Origin of the sequence: Dietzia aurantiaca (assembly GCF_021033825.1) — a bacterium.
Taxonomy (GTDB): domain Bacteria; phylum Actinomycetota; class Actinomycetes; order Mycobacteriales; family Mycobacteriaceae; genus Dietzia; species Dietzia aurantiaca.
On sequence record NZ_JAIFXZ010000001.1, the window covers coordinates 418487 to 434564 of the forward strand.

17 protein-coding genes are annotated in these 16078 nt (G+C 67.6%); 7 read left to right on the plus strand and 10 right to left on the minus strand.

Features of this window, described 5'->3' with window-relative positions:
• Positions 1-19 precede the first annotated feature (19 nt).
• The 4 genes from K3888_RS02050 to fgd form a co-directional block, all read right to left on the minus strand.
• On the minus strand, positions 20-1081 hold the full coding sequence (locus tag K3888_RS02050; protein ID WP_230928548.1) for a zinc-binding dehydrogenase: 1062 nt from the start codon (positions 1079-1081) through the stop codon (positions 20-22).
• Positions 1082-1157: 76 nt separating this feature from the next.
• Positions 1158-1709, minus strand: coding sequence for a methylated-DNA--[protein]-cysteine S-methyltransferase (locus K3888_RS02055; RefSeq protein ID WP_230928549.1), 552 nt, complete (start codon positions 1707-1709; stop codon positions 1158-1160).
• Between the two features lie 13 nt (positions 1710-1722).
• Positions 1723-2361: a suppressor of fused domain protein gene (locus K3888_RS02060; protein ID WP_230928550.1), complete on the minus strand. Its 639-nt coding sequence runs from the start codon at positions 2359-2361 to the stop codon at positions 1723-1725.
• Entirely contained in the window at positions 2358-3377 is a 1020-nt protein-coding gene (gene fgd, locus K3888_RS02065) for a glucose-6-phosphate dehydrogenase (coenzyme-F420) (protein WP_230928551.1), read from the minus strand. Before fgd ends, K3888_RS02060 begins: the two co-directional genes overlap by 4 nt.
• A gap of 398 nt (positions 3378-3775) precedes the next feature.
• Here fgd and K3888_RS02070 point away from each other — a divergent pair, with 398 nt between their 5' ends.
• The 5 genes from K3888_RS02070 (at position 3776) to K3888_RS02090 (ending at position 7778) form a co-directional block, all read left to right on the plus strand.
• Positions 3776-4465, plus strand: a complete 690-nt coding sequence (locus K3888_RS02070) for a SipW-dependent-type signal peptide-containing protein (RefSeq protein ID WP_230928552.1) — start codon at positions 3776-3778, stop codon at positions 4463-4465.
• Between the two features lie 143 nt (positions 4466-4608).
• Positions 4609-5148 (plus strand): signal peptidase I, encoded by a 540-nt coding sequence (locus tag K3888_RS02075; RefSeq protein ID WP_230928553.1) that lies wholly within the window; start codon positions 4609-4611, stop codon positions 5146-5148.
• 1 nt (position 5149) lies between these two features.
• Positions 5150-5818, plus strand: a complete 669-nt coding sequence (locus tag K3888_RS02080; protein WP_230928554.1) for a SipW-dependent-type signal peptide-containing protein — start codon at positions 5150-5152, stop codon at positions 5816-5818.
• Positions 5815-6942, plus strand: a complete 1128-nt coding sequence (locus K3888_RS02085) for a hypothetical protein (protein WP_230928555.1) — start codon at positions 5815-5817, stop codon at positions 6940-6942. The genes K3888_RS02080 and K3888_RS02085 overlap by 4 nt, the downstream gene beginning before the upstream one ends.
• A 194-nt stretch (positions 6943-7136) precedes the next feature.
• Positions 7137-7778 (plus strand): hypothetical protein, encoded by a 642-nt coding sequence (locus tag K3888_RS02090; RefSeq protein WP_230928556.1) that lies wholly within the window; start codon positions 7137-7139, stop codon positions 7776-7778.
• A 30-nt stretch (positions 7779-7808) separates the two neighbouring features.
• Here K3888_RS02090 and K3888_RS02095 read toward each other — a convergent pair whose 3' ends face one another.
• Together K3888_RS02095 and K3888_RS02100 are read right to left on the minus strand one after the other, a co-directional pair.
• Positions 7809-9014, minus strand: coding sequence for an O-succinylhomoserine sulfhydrylase (locus tag K3888_RS02095; RefSeq protein WP_230928557.1), 1206 nt, complete (start codon positions 9012-9014; stop codon positions 7809-7811).
• Positions 9015-9085: 71 nt separating this feature from the next.
• Positions 9086-9502: a rhodanese-like domain-containing protein gene (locus K3888_RS02100; protein WP_230928558.1), complete on the minus strand. Its 417-nt coding sequence runs from the start codon at positions 9500-9502 to the stop codon at positions 9086-9088.
• 170 nt (positions 9503-9672) lie between these two features.
• On the opposite strand from K3888_RS02100, the gene K3888_RS02105 reads away from it, so the two are divergent.
• Positions 9673-11112 (plus strand): ferredoxin--NADP reductase domain-containing protein, encoded by a 1440-nt coding sequence (locus K3888_RS02105; protein WP_230928559.1) that lies wholly within the window; start codon positions 9673-9675, stop codon positions 11110-11112.
• A 58-nt stretch (positions 11113-11170) separates the two neighbouring features.
• Here K3888_RS02105 and K3888_RS02110 read toward each other — a convergent pair whose 3' ends face one another.
• The gene (locus K3888_RS02110; RefSeq protein ID WP_230928560.1) at positions 11171-11947 is read right to left on the minus strand and encodes a crotonase/enoyl-CoA hydratase family protein; all 777 of its coding nucleotides are present in this window, start codon (positions 11945-11947) and stop codon (positions 11171-11173) included.
• The gene (locus K3888_RS02115) at positions 11944-13479 is read right to left on the minus strand and encodes a class I adenylate-forming enzyme family protein (RefSeq protein WP_230928561.1); all 1536 of its coding nucleotides are present in this window, start codon (positions 13477-13479) and stop codon (positions 11944-11946) included. The genes K3888_RS02110 and K3888_RS02115 overlap by 4 nt, the downstream gene beginning before the upstream one ends.
• Positions 13480-13532: 53 nt before the next feature.
• On the opposite strand from K3888_RS02115, the gene K3888_RS02120 reads away from it, so the two are divergent.
• Positions 13533-14126: a TetR/AcrR family transcriptional regulator gene (locus tag K3888_RS02120; protein WP_230928562.1), complete on the plus strand. Its 594-nt coding sequence runs from the start codon at positions 13533-13535 to the stop codon at positions 14124-14126.
• A 39-nt stretch (positions 14127-14165) separates the two neighbouring features.
• Here the strand turns inward: K3888_RS02120 and K3888_RS02125 are convergent, their stop codons facing one another.
• Both K3888_RS02125 and K3888_RS02130 read right to left on the minus strand, forming a co-directional pair.
• Positions 14166-15647 (minus strand): alpha/beta hydrolase, encoded by a 1482-nt coding sequence (locus tag K3888_RS02125; protein WP_230928563.1) that lies wholly within the window; start codon positions 15645-15647, stop codon positions 14166-14168.
• Entirely contained in the window at positions 15625-16029 is a 405-nt protein-coding gene (locus K3888_RS02130; RefSeq protein ID WP_230928678.1) for a hypothetical protein, read from the minus strand. Before K3888_RS02130 ends, K3888_RS02125 begins: the two co-directional genes overlap by 23 nt.
• Between the last annotated feature and the right edge of the window lie 49 nt (positions 16030-16078).

The following is a 16078-nucleotide window of genomic DNA, read 5'->3' on the forward strand; positions in this document are numbered from 1 at the left end:
CCTCACAGTGCGCCCGCCGCTAGGGAGACGCGGCCGCCTGCGGCTGCAGCACGAGCTTGCCGACGTGGTGGCGTCGGGCCAGCTCTTCCTGGGCCCGCGCCGCGTCCTCGAGTGCGTAGGTCTGAGCGATGACGGGCCGGACCTGCGCCTGCCGGGCGATGTCCATCAGAAGGTCGAAGTGCGCGGGTGTGTGCATGCTGGACCCGACGATCCGGGCATTGTGGAGATAGAGGCGACGCACATCGAACCGGACCTCGTGGCCGCCGATCGCACCCGCGACCACCCAGCTACCTCCCTCGCGCAGCAACGGAAGTCCTGCCCCCACATGATCCCCGGCCACCACGTCCAACACCACGTCGACGCCGCCGCCGGCAGCAGCACGGACCTGCTCGATGACGTCGTGCCCGCGGTCGATGACGTGGTCGGCGCCCGCTCGGCGTACGTCGTCGAGCTTGGATCCGCTGCTGACCGCGATCACCCGTGCGCCCCGGGCGGCTGCGAGTTGGACCAGTGCCAGTCCCACGCCCCCGGACGCTCCGGTCACCAGGACGGTGTCGCCGTCGCGGACTCCGCCGCGTTCGATCATTCCCAGCGCCGTGCCGTACGCCGTGGGCAACGCGGCGAGCTGGGCGTCGGAGAGCGGCGAGTCGGTGGCGTCGTGCACGCGATCGGCCGGCGCGGTGACGTACTCGGCGTACCCGCCGTCACGCTCGCTACCCATGAGTCCGATCGGGTTGGCGTCGGGCCCGTCGGCGTCGTAGATCGCCGGGTCGATCACCACCCTGCGGCCGACCAGGTCCGCATCGACTCCCGGGCCGACCGAGGCGACGACACCGGCCACGTCCGCTCCCTGGATGAGTGGGAACTCAATCGGACCGCGCCATCCCGACAGAGCATCAGGATCGCCGGGCGCCCCGTAGGCGCCCTCCCGGGTCCACAGGTCGGTGTTGTTGAGCGCCACCGCACGGACCTCGACCAGCACCTGCCCCGTTTCGGGCACCGGAACGGGCACCCGTGCCACCTCCAGCATTTCCGGGCCACCGTGCGCTGTCAGCCGGACGGCCGTCATCTGGTTCACCATCGCCGTTCTTCTCCTCCGTTGGTGCACTCAACTTCCGGTCTCTGCCTAGCCGATCCTCCGCCCACTGGCCACCCCGCTAGTCGCTATAGCCCCGCGGGAACACCACGGGCCGGTCCGCGTGGAGGTTGCGCCGCTCGTGTTCGAGGAGTTGCAGCCGGTGCTCGGGGCAGGCGCCGAGCCCGCCGTCGGCGCGGATGACGCGGTGCACCGGAATGAGGAACTGCGCGGGCACGAGGCTGCACAACCGCCCGACGCGACGCGCATTCCGCGGGCGCCCGGCGTCCACGCTGATCTGCCCGTACGTGCTGGTTTCGCCGTACGGGATGTGCTGGATCTCCCGGTACACCTCGCGGGAGAACTCGTCGTGGACGCCGGCGGCCTCGAGGTCCAGCGGCACGTCGATACTGCGCCGCGTCCCGGCGAGGTAGCCGTCGAGGTGCTCGGCCAAGCGGGCGAGATGGTCCGCCGCCGGGTCGATGGAGGTTGGATCGGCGTTGTCGTCGTCGTGGTCATCCCCCACCACCACGTCCGACCCGACGCGGTCGATCCGCACGATGCCCCGCGCGGTGGCCTCCACCACGAGTCGCCCGGCGAGGGTGTCGAGGACGCGCACCAGCACGGTGCTCATGCCCGTCGCCTCGTCAGACGACGCTGGGCCGGTCGGGGTTGGTGACGTCGGCGTCCGCGGTGTCGAGTTTCTCGAACAGCGCGTCGGCACCCTCCTTCACGATCGCGGACATCTCGGCGGTGGTGATGGGCACGGCCTGCAGCCGGGTGAGGAGCGGCCCGGTGCCGTCGGCGCCGCCGGACTCGTCCACCACCTCGAGGTCGGGCCACAGGAACGGCGGGGACAGGACGAGGTGCTCGCAGCGTCGCCCGGAGTCGACGAGCCCCACGGCGTTGGGGATCACCGCGCCGGGGGCGACGTGGATGGAGCCGGTCGCGACGGCGAGCGCACAGGCGTCGAGCACGTCGGCCATGGCGCGGTGCTCGGTGCGGCCGACGGTGACGAACTCACTGCGGATCTGTCGCCCCTCGGGCGTGGTGACGTTGGTGGGGAGCTCACGCGCGCCGATGGTGGCGTAGGTGGAGAAGCCGGGGGCGGGCATGTCGTCGACGACGACGATGTCGCAGTGCCACTCGGTGGTGTTCCCCTCCTCATCCGGCTCGGTCTCGTGCGGATAGCGCAGGACGCGGACGGAGGCCTTGCCGCCGAGGATGCCCTCGAGCCCGGCGAGGTCGGCCGAGACCGGGCCGGTAAGTTCGTTCTCTTCGCTCATGCCAGGTTCCTCAATCGCGGTTCGAGATCGGTCTTGAACAGATCCAGGAATCGTTTCTGGTCGTGGCCGGGGGCGTGGAAGACCAGGTGGTTCAGGCCGGCGTCGACGTACTGCTTGACCTGCTCGACGGCGTCGTCGGGGTCGGAGGCGACGATCCAGCGCTTGGCGACCTGCTCGATGGGCAGCTCGTCGGCCAGGCGCTCCATCTCACGCGGCGAGTCCACCGAGTGCTTCTGCTCCGGGGTCAGCGACAGCGGCGCCCAGAACCGGCAGTTCTCCAGCGCCGCGGCCGGGTCGGGGTCGTAGCTGATCTTGATCTCGATCATCCGATCGATCGCCGCCGAATCACGCTCGTTGATCGCGGCGCCCTCCTCCACGGCCGGCAGCAGCTTGTCGGTGTACAACTCCATCCCCTTGCCCGAGGTACAGATGAACCCGTCCCCCACGCGGCCGGCGTACTTGGCCACCACCGGACCACCGGCGGCGATGTACACCGGCACACCACCGGAGGGCACGTCGTAGAGGAACGCGTCGTTGGTCGAGTAGAAGTCACCCTCGAAACTGGTGGTCTCACCCGTCCACAACTCACGCATGAGCCGGACCGACTCACGCAACCGAGCGAAACGCTCCTTGAACGCCGGCCACTCACCCTGGTGACCGGTCGCGATCTCATTCAGGGCCTCACCGGTCCCCACACCGAGGAACACTCGGCCCGGGTACAGGCACGCCATGGTCGCGAACGCCTGCGCCAGCACCGCCGGGTTGTAACGGAACGTCGGCGTGAGCACCGACGTGCCCAACTGCAGCCGCTCGGTGCGCTCACCGACCGCGGTCAGCCACGACAGAGAGAACGGCGCGTGACCACCGTCGTGACGCCACGGCTGGAAATGATCCGACACCGTCGCCGAATCCATCCCCGCCTGCTCGGCCAGAACCGCGAACTCCACCAGATCACGCGGACCGAACTGCTCGGCCGAGGCCTTGTAACCGAGCTTCAGGGGCGGGGTGGTGGGCATAGATGGCTCCTTCGGGGGTATGCGTGAGCAGCGTTGCCGCCGGCTCGCGCGGGCACGGTGGCGAGTATGCCAGCGGCGTCCGACACCGCGGGAGATCTTGGAGTGGCCTCCCCTCACGTGCGGTGAGCATGGCCGACATGTGTCAAACCTGAGAACTGGACAGCGCGATACACACCCCGCGCCGACGGTGAGCGGCTCTCCGGCCCCGAGAAATACGGACAGGCAGCAAGTTCCAGTTGATGAACTATTTCCCATCATAGAAATTTTCTGTCATCATTCTGGTGGGTCACCCCCTCATGGCCCACTGTCGATCAGCTCGGCTACTCAGTGTTTGGCCAGCACGACTTCCCTCCCCCTCGGGATCGCCTCTGCGGTCCCCCTCGGAAAGGCAGCGCCCTATGGACGCCTCCACTCCCATGCCTGCGGACCTCCAGCGGCAGCAGGACCGTAAGCGCAAGCGCAAGGCCATCCTCGCTGGCGGTGTAGTCCTGGGCCTCGGCGCCGCAGTGACCTTGGCCGCCTGGTCGGATGATGTGTTCGCCGGTGGTCAGTTCACAACTGGTCAGTTCAACATCCAGGGAAATTCGAGCACCGAGAACGATTTCTCGGGCGGGACATGGAGTGACTACAACACCTCAGCCGGAGCAGCTCCCCTGTCCTTCTCGACCGGCTTCGACGCCATGGTCCCAGGGACCACCGTCTACTCCCCGATCTCGCTTCGAATCGACCCCGAGAAGGCGGCAAACTCCGCCAACGTGCGGATCGTCGACGCGTCAAGCACGGGCGACGCCAACCTGGCCGCCCTGCTCACGTATGGTGCGCGAACCGGCCTCACCCCCGCCGAGTGCGCGGCAGGCGCTGCCGGCGGAACCGTCATCGTCCCCGCTGAGACGTCAGTGAACGCCGATACCCCTGAGGCCACAACGTTCACGCTGAGCAACGCTGACGCGCCGGCTACCACCGCAGTCACTGTATGCATCGCAGTCACGCTCCCCGAGCAGGAGCCTGGCGCCCCCTCGAACGATCCGGCCTGGACGTTCGAGGCCCCCGTCACCACGACTTGGCAGTTTAACGGGGAGTCCCTCTAGTTCCGGACGACGCAACTGAAATTCCGGGCCGTCAGCTGGTGCGGGCGGCGTTGTTGAGACGACCCTCCCGCACCTTCTGACTTCGCGGCACAACGCAGAACGGACCGGCTGTGCGCCCCGGCATGCTGCACGGAGGAAGCTTTATGGTCACAGTTACTGAAATCGAGGCTCCGGCAACCTCCGGGCGTCGGCAGGTGCGCGTCTGGACACGGATCGAGGACCTGGCCCTCACAGCGCTCTCAATCCTCGGCGCAGTGTGCATCGCCGCGACGATCACGGCGTTCGCCTTGAACATCAGCCTGATCATGTTCAAGACGGGGTCGATGTCCCCCACAATCCCGGCTGGCTCTCTCGCCATCGTCCGTGAAATACCAGCATCGGACATCCGCGTCGGCGACGTGACGACAGTGTCCCGCGGAGATGACAACCTCCCGGTGACGCACCGAGTCATTTCGACCACACCGATCGGCAGCGGTGCCTACTCGATCGAGATGAAGGGGGACGCCAACGGTTCAGCCGACATGGAGCCGTACGAAGTAACGGAGGTCAAAAAGGTATTGTGGCATGCCCCCAGGCTCGCCCGCCTGGTGGCCACCGTGAGTCAGCCGATCTACATGGCTGGAATCACGGTTGCGGCTGCGCTCCTCGTCGTGTGGTCCTTCTGGCCTCGAAGGCAGCAGTGAGATGAGGCTCAACCGTCCAGGGCGCATTCATCGGGTCGCGGGGACGTCGCGCCAGCGCAAAGCCCTGCTATCCGGCGGCCTCGTGCTGGGACTAGGCGCCGCTGCCACTCTTGCCGCGTGGTCCGACAACGTATTAGTCACCGGAGCATTCAGTGCGGGGTCCTTCGGCATTGAGCTCAACGTCGGCAGTGGATGGACCACCGGCGACGGCGTCAATGAAATGACTTTCAATGCGACCGACATGTACCCGGGCGCAGTGGTGTACGCCCCGGTGCTCGTGCGCACCACCTCGCACTCCGACCTGGATGCTGAGCTGACTGTCAGCGGCGCAGGGTCGCAGGAGGCGATCGCGGACCACCTGCACTACCGGGTCGTAAGCAAAATCGTGCACGATACTTGGACTCCCGAAAGTCCGATACCCACCTGCGATGCGGACTCATTTATCGGCAATCCAACTTACGTTCTCGGCAATTCGGACAAATGGCTTATCTTGTCAGAGCAATCGGAATCCACCTCGACGCAGCGGATCTCCGCAACAGAAGCCGACTACGCTGCCTACTGCTTTGAGGTCGGGCTTTCCATCGACGCTCCGAGCAACATACAAGGGTACGAAGCCGACCACACTTGGGCGTGGGGCGCTGTATCGGTCTTCACCGAGGATGTGCCATGACCAGACGGGGCCCAAAACTCGGCGCGACTTTCCGGCCGCGCCGATATGCGAATGTAATCATTGCCCTATTCAGCATTCTTGCCCTCGCACTTTTCTTGTCCTGCTCGCTGAGAGCCTCGGAGTCCACGGCGGCCGCCTGGCAGGATTCCAACGACGCGAAGAGCACTTTTCAGGCTCTAACCTTGGGACCTATACAGGATCCGAAATGTCTAGATCATGGCACACTGTCCGGACTCCTCAATAACGAAATTCGGCTGACTTGGGACCGGCCCGCTGGACTGAATCCTGACGTCAACATCAAGTATCGAATTACCGTCACCCAAGGATTACTTGGCGGAAATTCTAAAACTTTCGATGTCGACGAACCGAGTTTCACTTATTTATGGAAACCTTCAGGCCTTATAAACCTGACAATCAATTTATCCGTCAGTCCATTTATCGAAGGTTGGGTGGGGCCCGCAATCGACGGGACCGCCCTCGGGGTCAGCGTCCTTATCCTTGGCGTAGAACTTACCTGCGGACTTTTCCCTCTACTCGGGTCGCCCGCAGTCGCCGAACGCGCCGACCGATTGCCGCCCTCCACAGTGACCTCATTGAGCGAGCACACCGCGGCATCGAAGAGCACCGCCTCCACCCCGCCGAATCCCGACGAGGCAACTAAACCGGCCACGACCAGCATCCGCGACGAACAGGCCAACCCCGCCTTGATGGCGAGTCTCACTACCAGGACCATCTCAAGCGCCAGCACCACTGAGCCGACGTCAACGCAGGCGCCACGCAACACCGCAGCCGCGCCCACTAGCGTGCCCACCCTGCCGACGACCATCTCGACGTCGCAGGCTCTCACGGCCGCCATCCCCCGCGACCCCGGAACACTGTCGCCCACTGCGCGACTCGAAGACGTCGAGGCGATCACTGCGCGAGAGGAAGACCTCGTCGTCGTCATCGACGGCGATACCGTCCCCACCGACGCGCGGCAGGGCGCCACGGCGCTCGAGATTTGGCTCAGCGGCGGCGACCCCGGCACCACCTGGTCGACCTTCGCATCCGAGGACCCGGACGAGGACGGCTGGCGTTGGGCCGCCATCAACCAGAAGACCGGAACCGTTGTCTATATCCGCTGACCCGGCCGAGCGATCCACACGACACGCCGCACCGGCCCGTGAGATGCCCCACTCGCCGGGCCGATATGTAACAAGACCGGCATGGGGCGCAATACTCTAAGTGAATCGGACGCCACCACGGCCAGGGATCCCCTCCCCTGACCGGCGCCCCGCAACACCAGCACAACAGCACCACTGCACGCTTCGGAGGCACCATGCGTATCCGACACGCGGCCAGCACCCTGGTCGCCCTCGGCGCTGCCTCCGCCTGTGCTCTCGGCGCCTCGATGATCGCCCAGGACCACGAGGCCGAGCTGCGGGACTCCGAACTCCGCGCCTCCGCCTGGTCCGTCCAGGCCTCCACCGACTTCGGCACCACCTGGACCGCGCCCATCTCCTCCGCCGGCGGTCACTTCCCGGTTCGCGTCGACACCGCGGCGCTGCGCAACCGCTCGGCCTACCAGCCGCTCACCCTGCGCACGAGCGTCGATTCCAAGTCCGACGCGCTCGTCGAGATCGGCTCCGGGGCTCTGGTCGACGGCAATCCGGACACCGCCGCCCACGTCCGCATCCGCGCGGTGTCGTCGACCAGCGGAGCCTGCGCCGAGCCCACCTTCACCCCCGGCCGACCCGGCGTGGTCTCCGGCCTCCTGGCCGGCGACCCGACCGAAGCCGTGCCCGTCGACGCCCCCACCGCGGACGCGCCGCTGGTGCTGCCGGCGGCCACTCGCACCACACCCGGCGCGCCGGTGACCGTGTGCCTCGAGCTGAGTCTGAACGCCGACGCGCCGGTGACCGACTCGTTGCTGACGCTGGCCTGGCCCATCGACATCACTCGCCGCGACGCCGACTCGTAGAACTCAGCGCAGGCCCGACGGGCCAGCAGCTCAGCCCAGCCCGCGCGCCAGGTCGTCGATCAGATCGCCCGCGTGCTCGAGGCCCACCGAGAGTCGGATCACGTTCTGGCCGATGCCCACCGCCGCACGAGCCTCGGGATCCATGGACGCGTGAGTGGTGGTGGCCGGGTGCGTGACCAGCGTCTTGGCATCGCCGAGGTTGTTGGAGATGTCGATGACGCGCAGGGCGTTGAGCAGATCGAAGCAGCGCTGCTTGCCGCCGTCGGCGTCGTCGTCGAACTTGAGCCCGAACGTCACCACCGACCCGCCGCCCGACATCTGCGCCGTGGCCAGCTCGTGCTGGGGGTGCGATTCGAGCATCGAGTACGTCACGAAGTCCACCGCGTCATGCGACTCGAGGAACCGCGCCACCTCCAGCGCGTTGGCCGACATCCGCTCCACGCGCAGCCCCATGGTCTCCAATCCCTTGACCAGCACCCAGGCGTTGAACGCGTTCATCCCGAACCCGGCATGGCGCATGAGGTGCTTGACCGGCCCGGACACGAACTCCTCCGTGCCCAACACGGCACCGCCGAGGACGCGGCCCTGGCCGTCGATGTGCTTGGTGGTGGAGTACACCACCACGTCGGCGCCCAGCTCGAGCGGCTTCTGGTGCAGGACGGTGGCAAAGACGTTGTCCACCACGACCTTCGCGCCGGCCGCATGCGCGAGCTCGCACACCGCGCGCACGTCCACCAGCTCCTGCATCGGATTGGAGGGGGTCTCGAAGAACACGGCGTCGGTCGGCTCGCTGAGCGCCTCGCGCCACTGGTCGAGGTCGGTGCCGTCCACGAACACGGTCTCCACGCCCCAGCGCGGAAGGATGTCGTCGCAGATCACGAAACACGAGCCGAACAGCGCCCGCGACGCCACCAGGCGCGAGCCCTCACCGCACAGCGCGGCCAGCGCCACGAACACCGCGGACATGCCCGAGGACGTCGCGAAGCAGTCCTCGGCGCCCTCGATCTGGCGCAGCCGCTCCTCGAACATGGCGACGGTCGGGTTGCCGTAGCGCGAATACACGAACCGCTCGGTCGTGCCGTCGAACGACGCCTCCGCGGCCTCGGCCGAGTCGTAGACGTAGCCCGAGTTGAGGAACATCGGCTCCGTGGTCTCCTCGAAGCCGGTGCGCATCTGCCCGGCCCGCACGCCCAGCGTGTCGGGGTGGAGTCCGTCGGGGAGCTCGTTGTTCTTCATTCGCTGCTATCTCTCGGTGTTGTCGTAGTGGGTGATGTCGTCGTCGTCAATCTTCGCCCCGCGACGGGCGGTCAGGACTGGCGCCAGGCCAGGCCCGCGACCTTCCATCCGTTCACGGTGCCGCGGTGGCCCTGCGCGTCCGGGCCGCCCTCGAAGCCCTCGGCCACGTTGTAGGCGGTGGTGTATCCGGCGGCGGTGGCCACGGCCGCGGCGGCGGCGGACCGGCCCCCGCTGCGGCACAGGAACAGCACCGGAGCCTCGGGCGACAGCCCGGCCTCGGCCAGTTGCTCGACGAACCGCACGTTGGGTTGCCCGGCGGAGGTCATCCACTCGATCCCCACCGCGCGCTTGCCCAGCTCGGACAGGTCGGCGGCGCCCACCCACTGCCATTCGGCGCTGGTGCGGACGTCGACGAGCGTGGCGTCCGGGTCCGAGGCGAGCAGCTCCCAGGCCTGGCTGGGGGCGAGATCTCCGGCATAGTCGCTCATAGGAGGCCATTATGCTCCTCCGACCATGGATCGTTCGGGTCGAGGTCTCCGTGGCCACCGCGCCGGGGCCGCTGCCTCCGCCAGCCCCCGATCCGACACCTGTCAGATCGCAGGATCCGCATCCAGCCGGACGCCCGACCTGACCGGCTGATGCGTGAGAGCATCGGACTATGACGTGGCCCTCATCTTCTCCTCTCCGTATCGCCGTGGTCGGTTCCGGACCGGCCGGGGTTTTCGCCTGCGATGCCCTGCTGACCTGGGCGGATAAGCACGATCGAGAGATCGTCGTAGACCTGTTCGACTCCCTGCCCGTGCCGTTCGGACTGCTGCGCCACGGGGTCGCCCCCGACCATCCGCGGATCAAGGGAATCGCCAACAACCTCTGGAAGATCGGGCAGGACCCGCGCATCCGCTTCCTCGGCAACGTGCACTTCGGCACCGACATCACCGTCGAGGACCTACGCCGCCACCACCACGCCGTGATCTTCGCGACCGGCGCGCTCGCGGACCGCGAGATGGGGATCCCCGGCGAGGACCTGGACGGCGCGTACGGGGCAGCCGAGTTCGTGACCTGGTACGACGGTCATCCCGATGCGCATCCGAAGTGGGATCTGGCCGCCGAGCGCGCCGCCGTCGTGGGTGTGGGCAACGTGGCGCTCGACATCGCGCGGATGCTGGTGCGCACGCCGGAACAGCTCGAGGCCACCGATATCCCCGAGCATGTCCGCACCGGCTTCGGCACCACCGCCGCGAGCACTGTGTCGGTGATCGGCCGACGCGGCCCCGCGTGGGCCAAGTTCACCACCCTCGAGCTGCGGGAGATGGAGAAGGTGGAGGGGGTCGCCGTGGTGGTGGAACCGTCCGACCTTGATGACGACGACGAGGCGGCCCGCGAATATCGGGAATCCGATCGCCGGGCGGGGCAGATCTATGCCGTTCTGGAGAAGTGGGCCACCGAGCAGACCGAGGCCGGCCACGCCGACGCCGACGAGGCCGAGGCCGCCGCGCTGGCCCGCGGGCAAAAGGTCGTGCGGTTTCGCTTCAACCGCTCCCCGGTGGAGATCCTCGGCACCGACGGCCGGGTGACCGGTCTACGCCTGGAACGCACCGAGGCGGACGGGGCCGGCCTTCGGATGACCGGCGAGACCGAGGAGCTGCTCGTCGACGCGGTCTACAGTGCCGTCGGCTACCGGTCCGCGGCGCTCGCGGGAATCCCGTTCGACGACGCCACCGCCACCATCCCCAACGCCGCGGGGCGGGTGCTCGACGGACCCGGCGGGAAGCCGATCCCCGGGTTGTTCACCGCCGGATGGATCAAGCGCGGCCCCTCCGGGGTTATCGGCACCAACCGTTCCTGCGCCTCGGAATCGGTGACCGAGCTCCTCAGCGACCTCGACGCCGGACTGTTGCCGGACCCCGAGTCGCCCGACCCGCAGGCCGTGCGCGATCTGCTGGACTCGCGGGGTGTGAAGGTGGTCGACGGTATCGCCTGGGCGGCTATCGATGCCGGCGAGCGGGACCTGGGCGAGGCCGCGGGCCGGGAACGCACGAAACTCTCCGGCCGGGACGAGATGCTCGAAGTGGGCTTCCGCTCGCAGACCGACCGCTGAAATCCGGATCTTGCGCACGATCCGCGCGCCAGATCCGGATTTCAGCGGGCCATTCTCGTCAGCTTTCGAAGTCCCCGTGGCGACCTGCCCCACCACTGAACCGTGCCGCTCCGGAGGCGCCGTCCGTGGAGAGGGACTCCAGGCCCACGCGGATCTCGAAATCCATCGCCCCGTGCTCGGACTGCCCGAACTGCGACTTTACGGATGCCCTGTCATTGCGCATACACGTCTGCGGGAACCCGGCTAGCTGCCGCGCGAGCTCTTCTGCCGACTGCCGGGCGCCGCCGGAATCGACCACCCGGTTCGCCAGCCCGAAGTCGAGTGCCTCCCGGGCATCCACCGGGCGCCCGGTGAGGATCATGTCCATCGCTCGGCTCTGCCCGATCAGCCTCGGCAGACGAACAGTTCCACCATCGATCAGTGGGACCCCCCATCGCCGACAGAAGACCCCGAAGGTCGCGTCCGACGCCGCAACTCTCAGATCGCACCAGATGGCGAGCTCGAGCCCGCCCGCGACGGCAAACCCCTCGACCGCTGCGATCACGGGCTTTCCGAGGTCCAACCTGGTCGGACCCATCGGGCCATCACCGTCCACCGCTACACGGTTGGAGGCGTCGGTCCCCACAGCTTTGAGGTCCGCCCCTGCACAGAAGTTGCCGCCATCCCCCCACAGGACCGCCACATCTGCCTCGGGGTCTGCATCGAACGCCCTGAAGGCATGGGCGAGCTCGGACGCCATCGCGCCGTCCACTGCGTTTCGTCGCTCCGGGCGACTCATGATCACGGTCGTCACGCGATCGCTGGTCTCTACCCGGATTGAGTTGTAGTCGGTCATGCGCCCGATCCTTCCCACAGTGGTTCACGAAGCGCCCGTCGCAGTATCTTCCCGACTGCTGACTTGGGGATAGCGTCCACGAAGTAGATGCGCTTGGGAACCTTGTAGCCCGCCAGCTGACCGCGGACTTCCTCCTTCAGCTGTTCCTCGCTTACTCCGGCACCGGGCCGCAAGGAGACGAAGGCCGTCACGGCCTCCACCCACACGGGGTCCGGAGCTCCGACTACTGCGCACTCGGCGACCGCCGGGGACTTCGCCAGAGCATCTTCGACCTCCCGCGGATAGACGTTGTATCCGCCGGTCACGATCATGTCGCTGCGACGATCCACCAGGAAGTAGTAGCCGGCGTTGTCGACATAGGCCATGTCGCGAGTACGAATCCACCCGTCTTCAGTGATCATCTCGGCATTGAGTTCGTCGGCGTTGTCGTAACCCACCATCTGCGACGGCATCCGAACCTGAATCTCCCCGATGTCGCCGGCGGCCACTTCCAGACCATCCTCGTCCATCAGTCGGATCTGCACCCCCACGGCTGCGCGTCCGCAGGAGCCCAGCAGCGCCGGGTTCTGATGATCCTCCTGGGTGAGGACCGTGATGACCAGCGGAGCTTCCGTCTGTCCGTAGTACTGCATGAAAATCGGTCCCCACTGCTTCAAGGCCCGGACGATCAACGGTCTGGGCATGGGGCTCGCCCCGTACAGGACCGCCCGTAGCGACGAGATGTCCGATGCTTCCAGGGCGTCACTCGCGAACAGCATTCCGAGCATGGTCGGGACCAGGTTGACTTCGGTCGCGCGGTATCGAGCGATCGCATCAAGGAAACCCTTCGGCTCGAATCCAGGAAGAATCGCCGATGCGCCACCGCGGAGCCAGTACGGCAGGACGAACGTTCCACTGGCATGGATCATCGAGGCCGCGTGCAGCATCACGGAGTCGGTGGTCGGCGAAAAGACGTTGTCCAGAATGTTCTTAGCTACCGCAGCGAATGACGCCTGCGAGTGGACCGCGGCTTTGAGGACGCCCGTCGTTCCCGAGGTGTGAAGGACAAGGACGGGGTCGTCGGCCTCCAGTTCGACCCGGGGATCCTCGGGTGAAACCTGCTCGGCAGCGACAAGAAGGTCGGGCCCGCCACCAGCCGCCGGCCCGCCCAGCCCGACGACGGTGAGCCCGGAGATCCGCTCTCGCAGCTCGGCTGCGGACTCCTCCAACCCCGGCTCGTGGACCAGAAAGGTTGCACCGGTCCCTGTGATCATTCGCTCGTGTTCGGCAACCGAGAGCCGCGCGTTCAGGGGTACGCGCGCGATCCCCGCCTTCATACAGGCGAAATCCAGCGACACCGTCCACAAGCCGTTCCCCACGAGGATGGCGAGCCGGTCCCCCCGACCGACACCGTGTTCCGCCAACACATTGGCGAACCGATTGGCCATCTCGTCGACCTCACGGAACGTCAGGCTGTCTTCTCCGAAATAGATCGCCACCTCGTCCGCATGTTGCCGTGCACCCTCCCTTATCAGGTCCGCCGCGAGCTTCATTGCTACCTCCCTAGAAAACCGACCAGTTGGTCTGTTTTAGTAGAGTGCATCGTGTGACTGAAAGCAATAGCCGGCGTCAGGTTCGTTGGCAGATGACCCGTGCAGCGCTACTCGACGCGACCGTGCAGTCACTCGTCCGTCACGGTTACGCGGGGACGACCATGGCGAAGATCCAGGAGTATGCGGGCGTCTCCCGCGGCTCTCTGACGCACCATTTCCCTTCAATGCAGGAACTTCTGGTGGTCGCGATCGGACACGTCGCCGACGGCCAACTACTCGAAATGTCCGCGATAGTCGGAAACCTGAACGAGAAGACAGACCCGCGACAACTGGTCCCCCTCGTGCACCGGTTCATGTCCGGACCACTCTTCGTCGCGGGACTCGAGCTTTGGCTGGCTGCTCGTACAGATGACGTGCTCCGTGACGCGCTGGTACCGGTTCAGCGGGAATTCGGCCGTCGCCTGCGTACCGCCCTCGAGGACACCGGACTCACCGGCGCTGGCGCCCAGATAACACGCGATGACCTCGACATGCTGTTTGTCCTCCTGCGAGGGCTCGCTGTTACCCAGATCCTTCGAGGTGACGACGCCCGAGAGCGTCGCCTACTAGACATCTGGGCAAGCCAGATCGGCAGCAACCGCTCGTAGCGGAGAGTGGCGAGCGGAGCCGTCGAGCCCCTGGACAGGTCATTCGGTCTCAGCCACCAGCTGTCCGATCTCCTCGAGCGAGATGGTGCCCGAGTCGAAGTAGCGCGAATGTGAGTTCCGCGCCGCCCCCGGGCCCGAGCCGGGTTCCGTCACGTCCACGGCGAATCCTCCGAAGTCCCCGCTTCCGGGCCGCTCGCCCAACACCCCCGTGATCGACCACCACGGCACCGCATCCCAGCGGCTCGCGACGCCCGCGACTTCCCGGTCGTGGGCCCGCCGTGATGCGCCGCCCTCGTCCACCCACTGCTGCTCGATCGAGTCGACCGCCGCGCCCGGGCTGCCGACGTGGATCATCAGGTCGGCCGCCAGTCCTTTCGCATCGGAGGCCGCCGCCCCGAGCGTCGCCGAGCCGTAGCTGTAGCCCACGGTCGTGTGCGGGGCGTCCTCGCCGTCCATCGCCTCGACCGCATCCAGGCCGGCGGCATACGTACGCAGGTCCTGGGCGTGCGCTCGTGCGGATGCCAGCGATCGACCCGCCTCGGCGATGGTGTCCGGCGCGTCATAACCCTGCCACGCCACCGACACGCACGCCTTGGTCTCTGCATCGACCGGCACCATATCGACGGGCTCTGCGTCGCGAGCTGCCGGCGAGCGGACCTCGTCCGCCGCCTCACACATCGCCTCCGCACGCTCGCCGGTTCGCCCGAGTGATTCGAGCGAGGATCCCGTGCCGGGCACCAGCGTCACGACCCGGTCCGCGGCATCCGGATTCTCGCTCGCCACCACCGCCCGACCATCGGCGTGCAGTGCGAGCAGATGCCGACGAGGGTCGGCGTCGAGGTACTCGGACAGCGTAGCGAGCCCCGGCCCCGCGGCCGCGAGCCCGGCGTCTGCCCCGCCACGGTCGAGGGCGTCGAGCAGCCGTCGCAATCGAGTCCGATTGAGGGCATCCCGCGCGGCCGATGACAACCCCGCTACCGACCCCAACTCCGGGTTGTCGCGGGCCAGCCGCTCGCGGTCGGCAGGCCCGAGCGAGTGCCACAGGGCGGCGATCGCACGCGGGTCGTCGCCGGTCGTCCCGGACAGGTCGAGGCACGGCCGGGTATCCGGGTCCGCGGCACCGGCCAGCGCGTCCGCCGCCTCGCGAAGCCGCTGCACGAGCGCACGATCGGCATCGACCACGGCCGTGTGATCGCCAGAGCCGGGACGGGCGAGTTCGTCGTCGTCCCAACTCATCACCGCCCGCGCCAACCTCGCGCCTTCCACGCGCAGTACATCCGACAGGAAGAGACAGGCGCCGGCGATCATCCGCGACTCGGCGGCGGCATCGGCCACACTCCCCCGCGCGCGGCGTCCCACCCGGCCGAACCACCCCCCGCCCTCGGGGTCCGCGCCCAACCGGCGGGCGACCGTGTCCAGGTCCTCGGCCGCGTCCGACACCGCGCGCCCCACGGCGGCGGAGCGCGCCTCGGCGTGGTCGATGGCTGTGACCAGCGCCTCAGCCTGCGGCGCGGGAGACACGGTTCGCAACCTCCTCGTCGGCCTCCGCCAACAGTCCGACCCCGCGGGTCATGGCCCGGGCGATTCGTTCGGACTCCTCCGCGCTGTCTCGCGCCCGCCGCGCAAGCAGTGCCGCGCACTCCGCCAGCGCGGTTCCGCATAGCACGCCGCCCGGCACCGCGGCAGCCATCCCGGACGCGGCCGCCGAGGCCTCCTCGAGTGCCCCGACCAGTTCCGCCGAGCGCGTCGCGCCGGCCTCCCCGGTCTCGCGGATCCGGACCGCCTGACCCAGGACCGCCGCCTGCTGGAACGCCAGCAACTCCGCCCCGCCCTGCTCCGGCGCCGAACCGTGGCCCGGCCCCGACCCGGGCCGTGGGTCCGACGCTGAATCCTGCTCCGCCATCTGCCCCGCTCCCCTCCGGCCCGCACGCCCGGGCCGCTCAGGGAATCAC

Coding starts and splice junctions, on each gene's coding strand:
- K3888_RS02095 (WP_230928557.1), bottom strand. CDS start 9,014: ATGAAGAACAACGAGCTCCCCGACGGACTCCACCCCGACACGCTGGGC.
- K3888_RS02060 (WP_230928550.1), bottom strand. CDS start 2,361: ATGAGCGAAGAGAACGAACTTACCGGCCCGGTCTCGGCCGACCTCGCC.
- K3888_RS02115 (WP_230928561.1), bottom strand. CDS start 13,479: ATGAAGCTCGCGGCGGACCTGATAAGGGAGGGTGCACGGCAACATGCG.
- K3888_RS02105 (WP_230928559.1), top strand. CDS start 9,673: ATGACGTGGCCCTCATCTTCTCCTCTCCGTATCGCCGTGGTCGGTTCC.
- K3888_RS02075 (WP_230928553.1), top strand. CDS start 4,609: ATGGTCACAGTTACTGAAATCGAGGCTCCGGCAACCTCCGGGCGTCGG.
- K3888_RS02110 (WP_230928560.1), bottom strand. CDS start 11,947: ATGACCGACTACAACTCAATCCGGGTAGAGACCAGCGATCGCGTGACG.
- fgd (WP_230928551.1), bottom strand. CDS start 3,377: ATGCCCACCACCCCGCCCCTGAAGCTCGGTTACAAGGCCTCGGCCGAG.
- K3888_RS02070 (WP_230928552.1), top strand. CDS start 3,776: ATGGACGCCTCCACTCCCATGCCTGCGGACCTCCAGCGGCAGCAGGAC.
- K3888_RS02050 (WP_230928548.1), bottom strand. CDS start 1,081: ATGGTGAACCAGATGACGGCCGTCCGGCTGACAGCGCACGGTGGCCCG.
- K3888_RS02100 (WP_230928558.1), bottom strand. CDS start 9,502: ATGAGCGACTATGCCGGAGATCTCGCCCCCAGCCAGGCCTGGGAGCTG.
- K3888_RS02055 (WP_230928549.1), bottom strand. CDS start 1,709: ATGAGCACCGTGCTGGTGCGCGTCCTCGACACCCTCGCCGGGCGACTC.
- K3888_RS02080 (WP_230928554.1), top strand. CDS start 5,150: ATGAGGCTCAACCGTCCAGGGCGCATTCATCGGGTCGCGGGGACGTCG.
- K3888_RS02085 (WP_230928555.1), top strand. CDS start 5,815: ATGACCAGACGGGGCCCAAAACTCGGCGCGACTTTCCGGCCGCGCCGA.
- K3888_RS02130 (WP_230928678.1), bottom strand. CDS start 16,029: ATGGCGGAGCAGGATTCAGCGTCGGACCCACGGCCCGGGTCGGGGCCG.
- K3888_RS02090 (WP_230928556.1), top strand. CDS start 7,137: ATGCGTATCCGACACGCGGCCAGCACCCTGGTCGCCCTCGGCGCTGCC.